Source organism: Paenibacillus fonticola DSM 21315 (assembly GCF_000381905.1).
Taxonomy (GTDB): Bacteria; Bacillota; Bacilli; order Paenibacillales; family Paenibacillaceae; genus Fontibacillus; species Fontibacillus fonticola.
On record NZ_KB907280.1, the window covers coordinates 1 to 15,012 of the forward strand.

Genomic DNA, 15,012 nt, shown 5'->3' on the forward strand with positions numbered 1-15,012 from the left:
TTTTTACGTCAAAAATAATGAAAGCCGGTAAACTTTTACTCATCGTAAAAGCTTGCCGGCTATTTTTCGTTAGCGGAGGGTTTTGTCCCAGCCTCCTGCTAAACTTAACTTGCATCTATACAATTGGTGCCGCTCGATGAAGCATATACGTCTCCACGACCTTAGGATGAGGTAGTTCTTCATGAACCACGCCCTTCCCGTCGCCAAAGACCAGAAGACTCGTTTATTGAACTGGACGTTACCTGCCAACTAGGTACAGGAGTCAACCGTTCTCGGCTTCGGCATCGGGTTGTAAAGTTTCGAGATCCTGCAGGGAACCCTGTCATTTTAGCAACCAGCCTAAAGCGGATTTCTGCTGAGAAAATCGCTGAAATATATAAGCTTCGCTGGCTAATTGAAGTATTCTTCCGTTGGATTAAACAGCATTTAAATGTCCCTGCGTTATTCGGTACGACGCCCAATGCGGTATACAGCCAACTATAAATCGCTTTATTGGTCTATGTGTTGTTAAAGAGGGTTTATGATGAAATTCATCCGAATGTGCCTATCTTTAACACTCTCTCTTTTGTCAATTTTACTCGCCGACTTAGTCTGTAACTTTTGCCTGCTGACTGGGTTGTATTGCTCTATCAATACAGGATTCCGAATTATGGATAATCAACAGACCTGGATTTATAGTAGTTAGTTTTTGTGGAAAAGAAAGGAGGGCAGATTTAAGTGGATTTCATGTCGTTAAAAGAAAGGAGAAGGCCATCATGGGCTGGATTCTTAATTTTAGGTGCATGAAATCCATCTAATCCCCTAAACCGTACGTTTAGAGCATAATTAGATACATGAATTCCATTTAGTTCTCGACACATCTTTACAATTACAAACGATTGCAAGCAAAGCTAAACGGCCTCAGTCCGATGGATTCAGGACAAAGGCCGTTTGACTGACTTTATTATTTGTACTGTCTACTTTACAGGGTGCACCTCACTTCAACTTTAGGACAGCCCCTCTATAAACTTAATGTGCTGACGCTAAATTTTGTGCTGGTGCTAAATTTTGGCACTAAATTTCTTTTCGGCGGAAGTAGGTCAGACCGGCCAGGAAGAACAGCAGGAAGCTGCCCAGGATCGTAATCAACAGGCTTTGATACGGCAGGTTAAAGGCGCCATAATCCGCCTCGCCTCTAGGCATCATCGCCAGTACAGGCTGGGCCCAGGGATAGAACGGCGCATAGGTCGCAGAGTTAACGATAAGCATGTTCGGGATCGTTAACGACACGTTCAGGGCGAGCGGCGCCGCGAAGCTGGTCCAGCTCAGCGATACGCCCAGCTGCAAGGAGATAAGCGGCAGGCAGGCGATCCAGCCGCCCAGCACGCTCTGCAGAAGCAGCCCCCAGGGGACTGGTCCGGGAAAGGCCTGGAACTTCGCAGCTCCTAACAGGGCGGCCAGGAAGCAGAGCTGGCTTAAGGCAAGCAAGCCGGCCACGACAGTGAATTTGGCGAGGTAGACGCCGGTTCGCGTCACCGGCAGGACAAGCAGCTGCTTCCAGCCGCCGCCGGTATGCTCGTAGCGGCAAATGAAGGCGGAGAACAACCCGGCCATGATGGGCAGAAACAGCAAGCCGTGCAGCGTTACCATGGCCCCGAGCATCAGCGCCCAGATTGCAGTCCCGCCCGCCCCATCAGGCACCGAAATCGTTGCCCCGATAAGAAGAGACAGCAGGGGGCTGGCTAAAATAATCAGCCAGATGCCGGATTTGGACATTTTCAACGTCTCGGCGGATAACATGCGCAGGAAAGCACTCACTTTAATCCACATCCTTTCGATTAAAGTGGGCCAGGCTGAGCAGGGCCAGGACGATGCCGAGAACGACTCCGCTGATGATGAAAATGAGTCGGCTTGCCTCTACCAGGGCGAGCATTGGCCAATTCAGCGGAAGCCATTCGGATAAATTCCCCATAAAAGGGGAGATCACCGCTGCCCCTACGCCAAGGGATACCGGGAGCGCCTGGTTTCGGAACGTCACGGACAGCCACAGTTGCAGTGCAAGCAAGGGCCATGCGGCCAAGTAAGGATAGAAGCCCATGCCGAGCAAATCGCTAAGTGGAAGGGGCGATTGAAAGCCCAGCAGAAAGCCGAGCCCTGCCGTAAAGAACGGCAGCAGCACGCAGGACACTGTAAGCAGCAATACGCATAGCAGCAGCTTAGCCAGAAAGACGGCGCTCCGCGAAATCGGCAGAGCGAGCAGCTGCTTCCAGGAGCTCATCTGATGCTCGATATTGGCAGCTAAGGAGCTGACCAAAGTGCAGCCAAGAAACAGGGCCATCGGGATGAACGGATTAATATTGCTAATTAAGCCTCCCCATAAATCCTCTTTGTACCTGTCGCTCAAATAGTCATAGCGCAGTCCGAAATTCAACCCTTGCATCGCGACGAGCCCGAGAGGGGCAGCCACAACGAGGAACCAAAGCCCTTTGCGCCGTATTTTTAACAAATCGGACCGAAGTGATCGAAGCATCATCATCAGGCTCCCTCCCCAATGACCTGCATAAAAATATCCTCCAGTGATTTCTTCGTCTGCTCGACCCGGTAAATGGCGTGCCCGTTCTCGACAAGGCGCTTCACTAAATGGGCAATCTGCGCATCTTTCATCCCTGGGAATGTCATGATGCCTTCCTGCAGCGTGCCCGTCTGGCCCAGATCACGGGCGATCCAGATGGCGGCATCCGGCTCCGAGACGACCAGTTGAATATCGTGCGCTGCTTGCAGGCGCAAATGGTCGATCGTATCCTGGAATATCATGCGCCCCTCGCGGATAATTCCGACCTTGTGCGCCATTTGCTCCATTTCCCCCAGCAGGTGGCTGGAGACGAGTACAGTAATGCCGTATTGCTCGGGCATGCGCTTGATCAGCTCGCGAATTTCATGGATGCCAGAGGGATCCAGCCCGTTTGTCGGCTCATCAAGGATGAGCAGTTCAGGGTTGCCGAGCAATGAAGCGGCGATGCCGAGCCGCTGCTTCATGCCGAGCGAGAAGCCTTTGACCGGACGGCGGGCCTCCTTGGTGAGAGAGACGATGTCCAGCACCTCGTCGATGCGTGATTTGGGCACGTCCAGAATGCGCCGTATCGCCTCCAAATTTTCAGTCGCACTCAAGTGCCCGTAGTAGGAGGGCGATTCCACCAGCGAGCCGATCCGTCGCAGGATGTGCAATTTGTTCCGCTTCAGCTCCCGCCCAAAAATGGAAATGGAGCCGCTCGTTGGCTGAATCAACCCGAGCAGCATGCGGATCGTCGTTGTTTTACCGGCGCCGTTCGGGCCAAGGAAGCCGTAAATGTCCCCTTTGGCAATTTCCAGATTCAACTGGTCCACAGCGGGACGGCCGCGATATTTTTTCGTTAATTGTACCGTTTGAATAATCATTTCATTCACCACAAATCACCTCGGAAACCATCTTATCCTCCGCAGGTTAAAAACAGTGGCAGGCCAAGTTTAAATTTAGGTTAAGAAAACGGCGGGGCAAATATAGTGCCGGGTTCCTTCGGCGGACGATTTAGTCGTAAGCAGGAGTCCCATTTCGCGGAGCAGCAGCTCAACGATCGTCAGCCCGAGGCCTGCGCCTTTGGCGTCCGAGAGGGATGCAAGGCCGGGACCCCGGTCTGCAATAACGAGTGCGGTTGTTCCCTTCCACGGCAGGGTGTGGATGCCAACGTAATTGCCTGAGCTGGCGTGCCGGACGATGTTCTGGAACAGATTGTCCAGTACCCGGCGGAAACCTTGGGTATCGACAGGCCATTTCAGCGGCTCATCAGGCAGCTGGATATCGACGATCAGCCCGGCATTCTCCCAGACTGGATACCAGGCGGCAGCGCTCTCTCTGACGATACGATATACATCCTGCGGCTGGATCGACAGGGCGTACCTGCCGCTGGTCAGCAAATTGTAGGACAACAGATGGTCGATTAAGTGATCGAGGTCAGCAAGCTTTGCTTCCATAAGGGACAAGGACTGCTGTCCCCCCTTGGACAACGGCTCTTTGCGTATGGAATAAAGATGCCCGCCCAGTACGGTAAGCGGAGTCCGTAAATCGTGGGACAGGTTAGCAATTAGATTGTTGCGGAGGGCTTCCTCTTCCCGTTCTCTTCTCCGGCCATCCTCCAGCTGCTGCACCATATGGTTGAAGGCTTTCTCCAATTGGCCGATTTCATCCGGCCGGCCTTCATATGTTGGAGCTGGCAATCCATGCTCCCCTACTTGAGTCATAGCTGATTCCAGCCGCAGCAGCCGTTTGCGGATGTCGCGGAAGAACAGGTAGGAAAGCAGGACGAAAATGCCAAAAATAAGCGCCATGAACAAGCCGTAAAACCGGGTATCGCTTAAATTTTCCTGGGGGGTTAGGAAGGAGCGCGGCAGCTCAAACACCATGAAGCCTTGTCCGGCCCCCTCGCCTCCTCCGATGAAAGCGACTACCGTATAGGGATCGCCATCATACGCCTCCTTCATAAAGGCAATCGTTTGATCTACCGACCATTTATCAGGAAGCGCCGGCTGTTTCGGCAGCTGAAGCCGGGTGAGCCCTTCTCCATCGACCCAGAACAGCGAAGCGTCCGGATATTGGTCCTTCAATTCCGTCAGCTTGGCGTCCATCTCCTGGGGCGAGGCTCCGCCGAGCGTGCTTGCCTGTTGATGCCACATCTGCTTCAGGTTATGGGCGGAGCCGTACGGAGGCTTGTACAGCTCCGGCCCGTCCGGATTCAATAGCCGGCTTACCGTCCATGAGGCGAAGAAGCTGGCTGGTATAAGGAAGGGGATAAATAGGAGCGCGGTAACTATGATCAGCACATATCGGGAGAGCAGCGATGTACGGAACCGCTGGATGAGTCCCTGCTTCATGATCTTATCCGGTAACCGATTCCCCGGATCGTCTCAATAATTTCCGGGGAGGCGGGATCGCGCTCTACTTTTTCACGTAAATGGCGGATATGGACCATCAAGGTTTTGTCCCCTTCTATGTACAGCTCTCCCCACACTGCTTCATAGATTTGCTCCTTCGTCATAATCCGGCCCAAATGGCGCAGCAAATAGTTGAATATATGGAACTGCTTTCCGGTCAGTACGATCTCTTCTCCGGTATCCTGATTCATAATAAGGTTCTCCCGCTCATGAATAAGCAGGTGCCTAAGCCGCAGCGGCTCCGACGCTGCCGTGCCACTGCGGCGCAGAAGCACTTCAATCCTCGCAAGCAATTCATCGGGATGAAAGGGCTTGGTCAAATAGTCATCGGCGAACTGAAGTCCTTGCAGCTTATCATCAATGGATGTTCTAGCCGATAGCATCAGCACAGGCAGAGCCGGAAATTGCTTCTTCAGGCGCTGCCCGACGGTGAAGCCGTCAAGGCCTGGCAGCATGACATCGAGAATGACGAGGCTGCAGGAATCGGCCACTTCCAATGCCAGGTCGCCATGGGTCAGCCACGTTACGCGATAACCGCGATCCTGCAAGTTGGCACGAACCCATTCCCCGATCTCTTTGTCATCTTCAATGTATAGCAAATGAATCTGATTCACAGCAGAGCTCCTTTCTGCTCCTTTTTTTCTATTGTGACAAATCTGATTTAAAAAAGAAACTAGGTTAGCAAAACAACCATAGGTTTGTGATTGTAATCACAAGTATGCGAGGCCGCCTGTGCTACGTTTTATGTGAGAATGGTTATCATTCAAAATTTAAGAAATATAGGTGGTGAATGATCCATGAGCAAAGTGATTGATCTGAGTAAGACGGTGTATGAGCTGTGCTCTGCCGATCCTGAAATAATCGATATTATGGTCGGATTGGGCTTTGAGCAGTTAGCCAAGCCGGGCATGCTGCAAAGCGCGGGGCGTTTTATGACAATTCCGCAAGGGGCCAGACTGCGTAAAGTGGATATGGAGAGCATAATAGCCGCTTTCCGCGCGAACGGTTATGAAATAGAGGAATAAGCTGGGAGACGCAATTAGATAATAGGAGGGGTTTACTATGAGCGAAATGATCAATAACCGGGAATATGCTGTACCCGAGCAGAGCCGACGTCAGCAGCTGTTGAAGGAGATTATTAAGGAACTTCATCAGGGCAAGAGCGTAGAGGAAGTGAAGGCCCGCTTCGAGGAAGCGGTAGGGGATGTGACCGTGACGGAAATATCTGCGATGGAGCATGCGCTGATGGAGGAGGAAGGGATTCCTGTCTCTGAGGTGCAGCGTCTTTGTTCGGTTCACACGGCTATTTTTAAAGGGTCGATTGAGGAAATTCACCGTTCGTCCAAGCCGGAGGAGCAGCCGGGACACCCTGTTCACACCTTCAAGCTGGAAAACCGCGAGATTGAACGGCATGTCAATTTCAAGCTGGAGCTGCACAAGGACAAATTCGGCAGGGAAGACAGCTCGGAGAACGTCTATAAGCTGGTCGAGGATTTAAATCTGCTGCTGGATCTCGACAAGCACTACAGCCGCAAAGAAAATTTGCTGTTCCCTTATTTGGAGAAGTACGGCATTTATGGCCCGACCAAAGTGATGTGGGGGGTAGATGATGCGATTCGGGCGATGATCAAGGAGGTCAAGGAGAAGCTGTTGAACTATAAGGGAAGCGAAACGGATAGAAATGTTCTCCTTATCGATTTAGAGCGAGTTATTACTGAAGTGAACGAGATGATCTTCAAGGAAGAGAACATTTTACTGCCGATGGCGCTGGAGAAGCTTACCGAGGATGAGTGGCTCAAAATTGCCGCAGAGAGCGATGTCATCGGGTACTGTCTGACCGCCCCGGAAGCCGAGTGGGTTCCGGAACGGGCTCCGCTTCCATTTGCAGACCAAGAAGGAGAGACAGATGACGGCCGGTTGCCGCAGGGACTGATTAAATTTGAGACTGGAGTTTTGTCCGTAGCCCAGCTGGAGGCGATCATGAACCATTTGCCGGTCGATCTCACTTACATTGACGAGCATGACATCGTGCGTTATTTCTCCCATGGGAAAGAGCGGATTTTTGCCCGGACGAAGGCGGTTATCGGACGGACCGTGCAAAACTGCCATCCTCCGCAAAGCATGCATATTGTGGACGCGCTGCTGGATGATTTCAAGACGGGGCGCAAGGATTCCGAGGACTTCTGGATTCCCTTCAAAGACAAATTCGTCTACATCCGCTACTTTGCGATTCGCAATGACGAAGGCCGGTATATGGGGACATTGGAATTCACGCAAAATATTGCCCCGATCCAGGCTCTGGAGGGACAAAAACGGATCATGTCTTAAGCTGCATCGGCAAGATGCCACCAAGACTGGCGCAAAAATGCTGCAAAGAAGTCGCGAAGATGACGGTAAGACGTCGGCAAGGTCCCGCTAAGATGCCGGTACTGCCAGAATGCCGGTAAGGCACTGAGCAATCGAATTACGGGTTCGGCTGATTATCGTCCATAATTCTCCCCATCACGATAGTATTATAGTACTTTCCATCGGAGAGGAATTTATCGTTTCTTAATACGCCTTCGATTTTAAAGCCGAATGTTGTATACAGTTGAATGGCCTTGTCGTTTGTTTCCAATACGCTCAAGGTCATTTTTTTTATGCCGTTGGAGTCCGCCCAAGCCACAGATTGTGCCAATAAATTTCTCCCGATCGCGTATCCCCAAAACTCCTTTAATACACCTACTCCAAACTCTACTTTGTGCGACAACCGGCTTAACTGATTTCCTTCGCATCTGGAAAACCCGACGATTCGGTCATCCACTGCGGCAACTAGAAATAAGTTTCGGAGACTCTCTGTGTCCGTTTTGATCAGTCGAGCGAATCTGGGCACGTCTATGAACCCTTCTCCTTGTTCCCTGTCCAAATATTCGGTTTCTCCATCGATCTGCAGTCTTATGTTGGACAAATCCTTTGCATCTGTACTGTTTGCAGATCTAATCGTATACATTACGCTTTTAACATCAAAATTTTGCGGATGAATGATCATAGCCTGCCCCCTATCATAATAAGTAATATTTTACAAATCTTATCCTATCACAGGCTGTGTAGGCTGCGAATAAGCGATACGGTTTGGAGTCCAGGAGGGGCCTCGGATTGAACTCAAGTTTGCGATAGATTTCACGGGGGAACAAGCTTTATTTACGTTGAAAAGACGGACATTGTGAAAGTTTTCCTCTGCCCTGTAAGCCTTGTGTTTACTGGTTTTTCTGAACTTTACTTTCTTGACCGAACGGATGGGTTCGCTTATAGTGGGTACGTAGGAGAAACTATTTTATTTTAAAAAAGGTGGCTTGTACAATGTCTGAAAAAATCTACATTGGTGTTGACCTTGGCGGGACAGCGATCAAAGTTGGCATCTGTAATGATGAGGGGCAACTCCTTCATACTTATGAAGGGCCTACCGAGGCTGATAAGGGTGCTGATACCGTCGTTAGCAATATCGAGCAGTATGTCCGTCATATTGTGGAGCAATCCCCGTTTGACTGGGAGCAGGTAGCGGGTGTAGGTGCTGGAGTTGCCGGATTTACGGATGTACGCGAAGGGATCATCATTCTTGCACCGAATGTAGGTTTAAGGGATCTCCCGATTCGGGAGATGCTGGAGACACGTCTGGGCAAGCCGGTCAAAATAGACAACGATGCTAACGTTGCTGCCCTCGGTGAAGCATGGGGCGGCGCGGGAAAAGGCATCGAGCACTGCGTCTGCGCTACACTGGGAACGGGAGTCGGAGCGGGCATTATTATTCATGGTAAAATATATCAAGGCTTTGCCGGCTTTGCAGGAGAGCTTGGCCATATGTCCGTCGTGCCTGATCTGGAAGCGATTCAATGCGGGTGCGGAGAGACAGGATGCCTGGAAACGGTATCGTCGGCAACGGGCATTATTCGGATGGCGAATGATGCGGTGGCACGCGGAGAGCGCACTTCGCTGTCGCAGGTGGAGAAAATTATGGCGAAGGATGTTTTCGATGCGGCCAAAGCCGGAGATGAAGTGGCGATCCGGATCGTCAACCGCGCGGCGTTCTATTTAGGGAAGGCGCTGGCTGCTGTAGCGGTTGTCCTCAATCCTGAGGTGTTCATTATCGGTGGCGGCGTCTCCAAAGCAGGCGACATTTTGTTTAATGAAGTCCGCAGTGTGTTCCAGAAGCTGACGCCAGAAGTGGCGGCAAGAGGAGTAAGCATCGTTCCGGCTTCGTTGGGCAATGATGCTGGAATGGTTGGCGCGGCTGGATTGTTTACGCGGTCATAGGTTTAGATGTTTCGTGCGTCCGCAGGTAAGTGGGGTCTGTAGAAAAAAAACAGAAGAAATTTACCAGGAGGGAAACGGATGTCGGACAAAGAGAAAGCATCAGTTGCTAATTTGATTATTATTACGGGTATGTCTGGCGCAGGGAAGTCGCTCGCGGTTAGAAGCCTGGAGGATCTAGGTTTTTTCTGCGTTGACAATTTGCCTCCTGTGCTTATCCCGAAATTTGCCGAGCTGATCGAACAGTCCAACGGCAAAATTGCGAAGGTAGCTCTCGTGATCGATTTGCGGGGCAGGGAGTTTTTCACGGCATTATCGGAGTCTTTGGGGTATGTGAAAGATCATTTTACAATCAATTGTGAAATTTTGTTTCTCGACGCTACCGATTCGGTGCTCGTCCAACGATACAAGGAGAGCCGCCGGCGTCATCCGCTCGCTCCGGACGGAATGCCGCTTGATGGTATTCGCCTTGAGCGTAAAATGCTGGAAGATTTGAAAATTTCCGCAACTCAAGTTATTGATACGAGCAATATTAAGCCTGCTCAGCTTAAAGAGAAGATTATTTCACGCTTCTCCCATTTGGAGAGCAATCATTTATCCGTAAATATTACATCATTCGGATTTAAATACGGCATACCGATCGACGCCGATCTTGTCTTCGACGTCCGGTTTCTGCCAAACCCTCATTATATTGAACAGCTTCGTCCACACACCGGACAAGACAGCGATGTATATGATTATGTTATGAAGTGGCCGGAGACGCAATCCTTCTTGACCAAGCTCCTTGATATGCTGCATTTCTTGCTGCCTCAGTATCATAAAGAGGGAAAAAGCCAGGTCATTATCGCGATTGGCTGCACCGGAGGCAAGCACCGATCGGTCGCCATTGCCGAATATTTGGGCCGGATGCTCGGAACCAGTGAAACGGAGACGGTTCGCGTAAGTCACAGGGATGAGGGACGAGACCGGCATTAAGAGGGTGAATCAAGACGATGAATCGAGCTAACGAGACGAAAGTACCGCGAATCGTAGTGATGGGCGGTGGTACCGGCCTGTCGGTGATGCTTCGCGGCTTGAAAGAGAAACCGCTCGATATCACGGCCATTGTTACGGTCGCCGACGACGGAGGCAGCTCCGGCATACTGCGGAATGAGCTGCATATGCCTCCTCCAGGCGATATTCGTAACGTTTTGACCGCGCTGGCGGACGTGGAGCCCCTGCTGTCCAATATGTTAAGTTACCGCTTTTCTACAGGCTCGGGACTAGCAGGGCATAGTTTGGGCAATTTAATATTAGCAGCGATTACAGATATATCGGGAGATTTCGTTACAGCCGTGCGTGAGCTGAGCCGCGTGTTTGCGGTGCGGGGCCGCGTGCTGCCGGCAGCTAATCAGGCCGTAGTGCTGCATGCGGAGATGGAAGACGGCACGATTGTCACCGGGGAATCGAAAATTCCCGAGGCGCGAGGGAAGATCAAAAGGATCTTTTTGGAGCCGGAAGAGGTGGAGCCGCTCCCGGAAGCATGTGAAGCGATTCGGGAAGCGGATGCCATTCTGATTGGACCAGGCAGTCTGTATACGAGCATTATTCCGAATTTGCTTGTACCGAAGCTGACAGAGTCGATTCTCGCCAATCCTAATGCGATCAAAATTTTTGTATGCAATGTGATGACGCAGCCTGGCGAGACCGACGATTATACCGTAAGCGACCATTTACAGGCAGTCTATGATCATGTAGGACATCATCTGTTCGATTACGTTATCGTGAACGACGGAGAAATTCCGACCCAAGTACAGCATTTTTATGCCGAGCAAGGTGCCAAGCCCGTCGAGGTCGATTGGGACGTCGTGACGGGGAGAGGCTATAAAGTAATAGCGGATACGCTCGTGCTGTTCCGCCGTTATTTGCGCCATGACGCCGACAAATTAAGTCAGCATATTTACCAGCTGGTGCAGAACTGGAATTTACGAAAGAGGTGAGAACCTTGTCGTTTGCGGCGCAAACCAAAAAGGAACTAACGATGGTCGAAGCCGAGCTATGCTGCGAGCAGGCCGAGCTATCCGCGTTAATCCGGATGAACGGCTCAGTGCAGGTTTCGAACAAGAAGGTTGTTCTGGACATCTCCACGGAAAACGCCGCGATTGCAAGGCGAATTTATTCGTTATTGAAGAAGCACTTTCAGGCTCATACCGAGCTGCTTGTACGCAAGAAAATGCGTTTGAAGAAAAATAACGTCTACATCGTACGGATTCCGGCCAGAGTTCAGGAAATACTAAAGTCATTAAAGATCGTATCCGAAGGGTTTATTTTTACACCGGGGATTAATCCAGAGCTGACCCGGAAAAACTGTTGCAAACGAGCCTATTTACGCGGTGCGTTCATGGCGGGCGGTTCAGTGAATAACCCGGAGGGATCGTCGTATCATTTAGAAATCGCCTCGATGTATGAGGAGCATTGCAAGGCGCTTGTGGCGCTGGCCAATGAATTCCGCCTGAATGCCCGCTGTATTGAACGCAAGAAGGGGTTCATTTTTTACATCAAAGAAGGCGAGAAGATTATCGAGCTGCTGAACATTATCGGAGCCCACCAAGCCTTGTTTAAATTTGAGGACGTAAGAATTATGCGCGACATGCGCAATTCCGTCAATCGGATCGTGAACTGCGAGACGGCGAACTTGAACAAGACGATAGGAGCGGCAGTCAGGCAGATCGAGAACATCCGACTACTGCAGAAGGAGATGGGGCTGGAGAATCTTCCCGAGAAGCTGCGGGAGGTCGCCGAAGTACGCCTCGCCCATCCCGACATGAACCTCAAAGAGGTCGGCGAACTGCTGAAGGGAAAGGTTAGCAAGTCGGGCGTTAACCATCGGCTTCGTAAAATCGATGAGCTGGCGGAAAAAATTCGCAACGGTACAAGTGTATAGCTGGTCTGTTATAGTCTGTATATGATATAATGATATAAATTTAGATGATCACATAGTCTATAATATGCTGATTGAATTCGTAATAGGGGGTAAGGTTTCATGATCAAACACCCGGTAACTGTTCGTTTGAAAACGGGTCTTCACGCCCGGCCGGCGGCGCTTTTCGTTCAGGAAGCGAATAAATACTCTTCAGAGATATTTGTTGAGAAAGATGATAAAAAAGTAAATGCAAAAAGTATCATGGGCATTATGAGCCTTGCCATTAGCACCGGAACGGAAATCTACATCAGTGCAGATGGCGCAGATGCGGAGCAAGCCGCAAACGCTTTAATTAATTTGGTTAGCAAAGAGGAACTGGAGAACCAGTAAGGATTAGTCAGTTCCTGCGAATTAAAACTAAAGAGAGCTTTCAGTGAAGCCGCCTCCAGGTGTCCCGGAGGCGGTTGTTTATTTTATTCATCAGCTCTTTTAATTTGTAATAAGGCGCTTACAAACATTTTGCGCTTTTTTGCAACCTTTGGCCTGATTGCAGCGTTTAGAGGTAAATTGAGCCAAAATGGGAGGTCACTTGAATGAAAAATTGGTTGAAGCCGGTAGGAGCTATTTTGCTTGCAGGGGTATTGGTGGTTGGCGGATCTTTGATAAGCGATGGATTGAATTCCGCGCAGCCTGTATATGCCGATAACGAAGTGCAGCGCAATGTGGTGAATGTAACAGGCAGTGGAGAAATTTCGATTAAGCCGGATGTTGCGTACATTTCCTTGGGGGTAGAGACTCAGGCAGATACGGCTAAGGATGCGCAAAGCCAAAATGCAGCCAAAATGGCGAAGGTGAATGCGCTGCTCAAGGATACGTTCAAAATCGACACGAAGGACATAAAGACAGGGCAGTTCTCGGTACAGCCGAATTATTCCTATTCCGAGAAGGATGGTCAGAAGGTAAAAGGCTATTCCGCTTACCATACGTTGTCGATTACGTACCGTGATTTGGATAAAGTGGGGCAGCTGCTGGATGAGGCGACGAAGGCCGGAGCCAATCGGATCGATAACGTCCGCTTCTCAACGGAGAATCCGGATCAGTATCAGGAGCAGGTTATACAGAAAGCGATGGCGAACGCGGATCTGAAAGCCTCCGCCATTGCCAAAGCATCTAAACGCCAGCTCGGTATCGTATTGAGTGTCACTCAATCCAATAACGAATATTCCCCCTATATGAATGTGAGCTTCTCTATGGCGGAGGCAGCTATGGATAAAGCCACTTCCATTGAGCCAGGGGAAATTACTGTGAAGACCACTCTTGCTGTGGTGTATGAGTTGAAATAGTTTTTGTAATTGACTTAAAATCGAGTCACCCTCATAAATTCAGTGCGGGTGACTCGATTTTTTGCTCGCTGTTTTTCATAAGATTCAGCCACACTCATATTCTCTCTTTAAAACAGGAAAAAGTTTTCCGCTCAAACCAGGTTATGGAACGGGTTCGCGATATGCAATTTTCCTAATTGGCTTAAATTGTATCCTGTAACAGTTTTTTAATATATATAATCTTTGGTGGAATTCGAAACGAAAAGTGTTTAGAAAGGAGAGATGATAATGAGCTTATACTGGGATATGAGATAAATATACGGTTAGAAGAAAAGCAAATCTTTAGGGGGGATTCTCCATGAAGAATCGGATTTAGGGGTTGTAATTTTGGGCTTAGCCTTCATTATTGTGGCGGGGTGTAGTGGAACTGGGCTCTCTAAGGAGAGTCGTAATGCGGTCGGCAGCTTACCATTTAATGAACAGAAGGGGAATGATTTCTTTCCGCCAGTTATACAAGCGGCTATTCGAGAATCATTGCGCGATCCCAATAGTACCTTGGACAGCGAAGACCTGATTAAGGTTGAATCTATTTATTTACAGGGAGTCAGCGAGATTACAGATTTGAGCTCATTGATGCGATTAGATAACTTGGAGTCTCTTGATCTGTCTCATGTGAAAGTTCAAAGCTATGAATTTCTGTATCAGCTGCCCCGGCTCACCTCCTTATCAATCGAAGGGGCAAGTGTGCATGAGCTCCCCGACTTCAACAGGTTAAATCTTCAGTCACTTCTCATTTCGGATAGCGACATTGCATCACTTGATTTCATGACTAAATGGGATACCCTGGAGAACTTCTCATTGGAACATAGTCAGCTACATAGTCTTGATGGAATACATAAAGGCGTCAATTTAAAAACTTTGAAAGTTTCTTACAATCCCGTAAGCGATATCCGCATGTTAAAGGGACTGGATCAATTACAACGTTTAGAGATCAGGAATACGAAAGTGGAAAATATAGCTGACCTAAAGGGGTGTAAGGAGCTTATGCTGCTGGATATACGGGATACGCCAGTTACCAGTATCGCAGCCGCAGCAAGCTTGCCTCAACTTAAAGTTTTATTAGTATCCAAGGATAACATTAAGGACCTAGAAAAAGTCCCGGCGACTGTGCAAGTGTCGGAAGCTAATGTGTTAGCTTATTAAAAGAAGACCGGCAACCTTTACTGCAGTGCATATCAAAGTATACGCTGCAGCTGCATACAAAGTATTTTTACTATATAGTTCAACTTATATAAATGGATTCGTAGTATTTAATTTCTGCGAAAAAGAAGGGAAAGTAAATTTAAATGTATCAGATGTCCTTAAAAGTAGGGAGACTTCCTATCATGGGCTGGATCCTTGATATTAGTGCATAGATTCCATCTAATCCCCTGAAACATTCGTTTAGAGCATAATTAGATACATGAATTCCATTTATTGCGCGACAACTTGGTCTATACATCTTAGTGTGCGGCATCTAAATATAAGACAGCTTGTTGAGCAACAGCGACCTTTTGA

16 protein-coding genes are annotated in these 15,012 nt (G+C 49.3%); 10 read left to right on the forward strand and 6 right to left on the reverse strand.

What is annotated here, in order from left to right; genetic code table 11:
- Positions 1-231: 231 nt before the first annotated feature.
- Positions 232-483, forward strand: coding sequence for a transposase (locus G358_RS34665; RefSeq protein WP_420836075.1), 252 nt, complete (start codon positions 232-234; stop codon positions 481-483).
- A gap of 570 nt (positions 484-1,053) precedes the next feature.
- Here G358_RS34665 and G358_RS0125875 read toward each other — a convergent pair.
- The 5 genes from G358_RS0125875 to G358_RS0125895 form a co-directional block, all read right to left on the reverse strand.
- Positions 1,054-1,797 (reverse strand): ABC transporter permease, encoded by a 744-nt coding sequence (locus G358_RS0125875; RefSeq protein ID WP_019640169.1) that lies wholly within the window; start codon positions 1,795-1,797, stop codon positions 1,054-1,056.
- A 1-nt stretch (position 1,798) separates the two neighbouring features.
- Positions 1,799-2,512 (reverse strand): ABC transporter permease, encoded by a 714-nt coding sequence (locus G358_RS0125880; protein ID WP_026342475.1) that lies wholly within the window; start codon positions 2,510-2,512, stop codon positions 1,799-1,801.
- A gap of 2 nt (positions 2,513-2,514) precedes the next feature.
- Entirely contained in the window at positions 2,515-3,423 is a 909-nt protein-coding gene (locus G358_RS0125885) for an ABC transporter ATP-binding protein (protein ID WP_019640171.1), read from the reverse strand.
- 66 nt (positions 3,424-3,489) lie between these two features.
- A complete protein-coding gene (locus G358_RS0125890; protein ID WP_019640172.1) occupies positions 3,490-4,884 on the reverse strand; it encodes a HAMP domain-containing sensor histidine kinase in 1,395 nt (464 codons plus the stop codon).
- Entirely contained in the window at positions 4,881-5,558 is a 678-nt protein-coding gene (locus G358_RS0125895; protein ID WP_019640173.1) for a response regulator transcription factor, read from the reverse strand. Before G358_RS0125895 ends, G358_RS0125890 begins: the two co-directional genes overlap by 4 nt.
- 183 nt (positions 5,559-5,741) lie before the next feature.
- Here G358_RS0125895 and G358_RS0125900 point away from each other — a divergent pair, with 183 nt between their 5' ends.
- Positions 5,742-5,969 carry a DUF1858 domain-containing protein gene (locus G358_RS0125900; RefSeq protein ID WP_019640174.1) on the forward strand — a complete coding sequence of 76 codons (228 nt, stop codon included), beginning with the start codon at positions 5,742-5,744 and terminating at the stop codon, positions 5,967-5,969.
- A 37-nt stretch (positions 5,970-6,006) separates the two neighbouring features.
- Positions 6,007-7,272, forward strand: a complete 1,266-nt coding sequence (locus G358_RS0125905) for a DUF438 domain-containing protein (RefSeq protein WP_019640175.1) — start codon at positions 6,007-6,009, stop codon at positions 7,270-7,272.
- Positions 7,273-7,408: 136 nt separating this feature from the next.
- Here G358_RS0125905 and G358_RS0125910 read toward each other — a convergent pair whose 3' ends face one another.
- Positions 7,409-7,972: a GNAT family N-acetyltransferase gene (locus tag G358_RS0125910; RefSeq protein ID WP_019640176.1), complete on the reverse strand. Its 564-nt coding sequence runs from the start codon at positions 7,970-7,972 to the stop codon at positions 7,409-7,411.
- A 311-nt stretch (positions 7,973-8,283) separates the two neighbouring features.
- Here G358_RS0125910 and G358_RS0125915 point away from each other — a divergent pair, with 311 nt between their 5' ends.
- From G358_RS0125915 to G358_RS0125945, 7 genes are all read left to right on the forward strand, one after another.
- Positions 8,284-9,234 (forward strand): ROK family glucokinase, encoded by a 951-nt coding sequence (locus tag G358_RS0125915; RefSeq protein ID WP_019640177.1) that lies wholly within the window; start codon positions 8,284-8,286, stop codon positions 9,232-9,234.
- 78 nt (positions 9,235-9,312) lie between these two features.
- Positions 9,313-10,206: an RNase adapter RapZ gene (gene rapZ / locus G358_RS0125920; RefSeq protein WP_019640178.1), complete on the forward strand. Its 894-nt coding sequence runs from the start codon at positions 9,313-9,315 to the stop codon at positions 10,204-10,206.
- A 17-nt stretch (positions 10,207-10,223) separates the two neighbouring features.
- Positions 10,224-11,210 carry a gluconeogenesis factor YvcK family protein gene (locus tag G358_RS0125925; protein WP_019640179.1) on the forward strand — a complete coding sequence of 329 codons (987 nt, stop codon included), beginning with the start codon at positions 10,224-10,226 and terminating at the stop codon, positions 11,208-11,210.
- Between the two features lie 5 nt (positions 11,211-11,215).
- Positions 11,216-12,154: a DNA-binding protein WhiA gene (whiA, locus tag G358_RS0125930; protein ID WP_019640180.1), complete on the forward strand. Its 939-nt coding sequence runs from the start codon at positions 11,216-11,218 to the stop codon at positions 12,152-12,154.
- Positions 12,155-12,253: 99 nt separating this feature from the next.
- Entirely contained in the window at positions 12,254-12,523 is a 270-nt protein-coding gene (locus tag G358_RS0125935; RefSeq protein WP_019640181.1) for an HPr family phosphocarrier protein, read from the forward strand.
- Positions 12,524-12,726: 203 nt separating this feature from the next.
- Positions 12,727-13,476: an SIMPL domain-containing protein gene (locus tag G358_RS0125940; protein ID WP_019640182.1), complete on the forward strand. Its 750-nt coding sequence runs from the start codon at positions 12,727-12,729 to the stop codon at positions 13,474-13,476.
- Between the two features lie 366 nt (positions 13,477-13,842).
- Positions 13,843-14,658 carry a leucine-rich repeat domain-containing protein gene (locus G358_RS0125945; protein ID WP_019640183.1) on the forward strand — a complete coding sequence of 272 codons (816 nt, stop codon included), beginning with the start codon at positions 13,843-13,845 and terminating at the stop codon, positions 14,656-14,658.
- Positions 14,659-15,012: the final 354 nt, after the last annotated feature.

What these genes read in the sequence shown, in the direction of transcription:
- G358_RS0125880 (WP_026342475.1), bottom strand. Translation starts at nt 2,512, where the DNA reads ATGATGCTTCGATCACTTCGGTCCGATTTGTTAAAAATACGGCGCAAA.
- G358_RS0125890 (WP_019640172.1), bottom strand. Translation starts at nt 4,884, where the DNA reads ATGAAGCAGGGACTCATCCAGCGGTTCCGTACATCGCTGCTCTCCCGA.
- G358_RS0125900 (WP_019640174.1), top strand. Translation starts at nt 5,742, where the DNA reads ATGAGCAAAGTGATTGATCTGAGTAAGACGGTGTATGAGCTGTGCTCT.
- G358_RS0125905 (WP_019640175.1), top strand. Translation starts at nt 6,007, where the DNA reads ATGAGCGAAATGATCAATAACCGGGAATATGCTGTACCCGAGCAGAGC.
- G358_RS0125910 (WP_019640176.1), bottom strand. Translation starts at nt 7,972, where the DNA reads ATGATCATTCATCCGCAAAATTTTGATGTTAAAAGCGTAATGTATACG.
- G358_RS0125915 (WP_019640177.1), top strand. Translation starts at nt 8,284, where the DNA reads ATGTCTGAAAAAATCTACATTGGTGTTGACCTTGGCGGGACAGCGATC.
- rapZ (WP_019640178.1), top strand. Translation starts at nt 9,313, where the DNA reads ATGTCGGACAAAGAGAAAGCATCAGTTGCTAATTTGATTATTATTACG.
- G358_RS0125925 (WP_019640179.1), top strand. Translation starts at nt 10,224, where the DNA reads ATGAATCGAGCTAACGAGACGAAAGTACCGCGAATCGTAGTGATGGGC.
- G358_RS0125935 (WP_019640181.1), top strand. Translation starts at nt 12,254, where the DNA reads ATGATCAAACACCCGGTAACTGTTCGTTTGAAAACGGGTCTTCACGCC.
- G358_RS0125940 (WP_019640182.1), top strand. Translation starts at nt 12,727, where the DNA reads ATGAAAAATTGGTTGAAGCCGGTAGGAGCTATTTTGCTTGCAGGGGTA.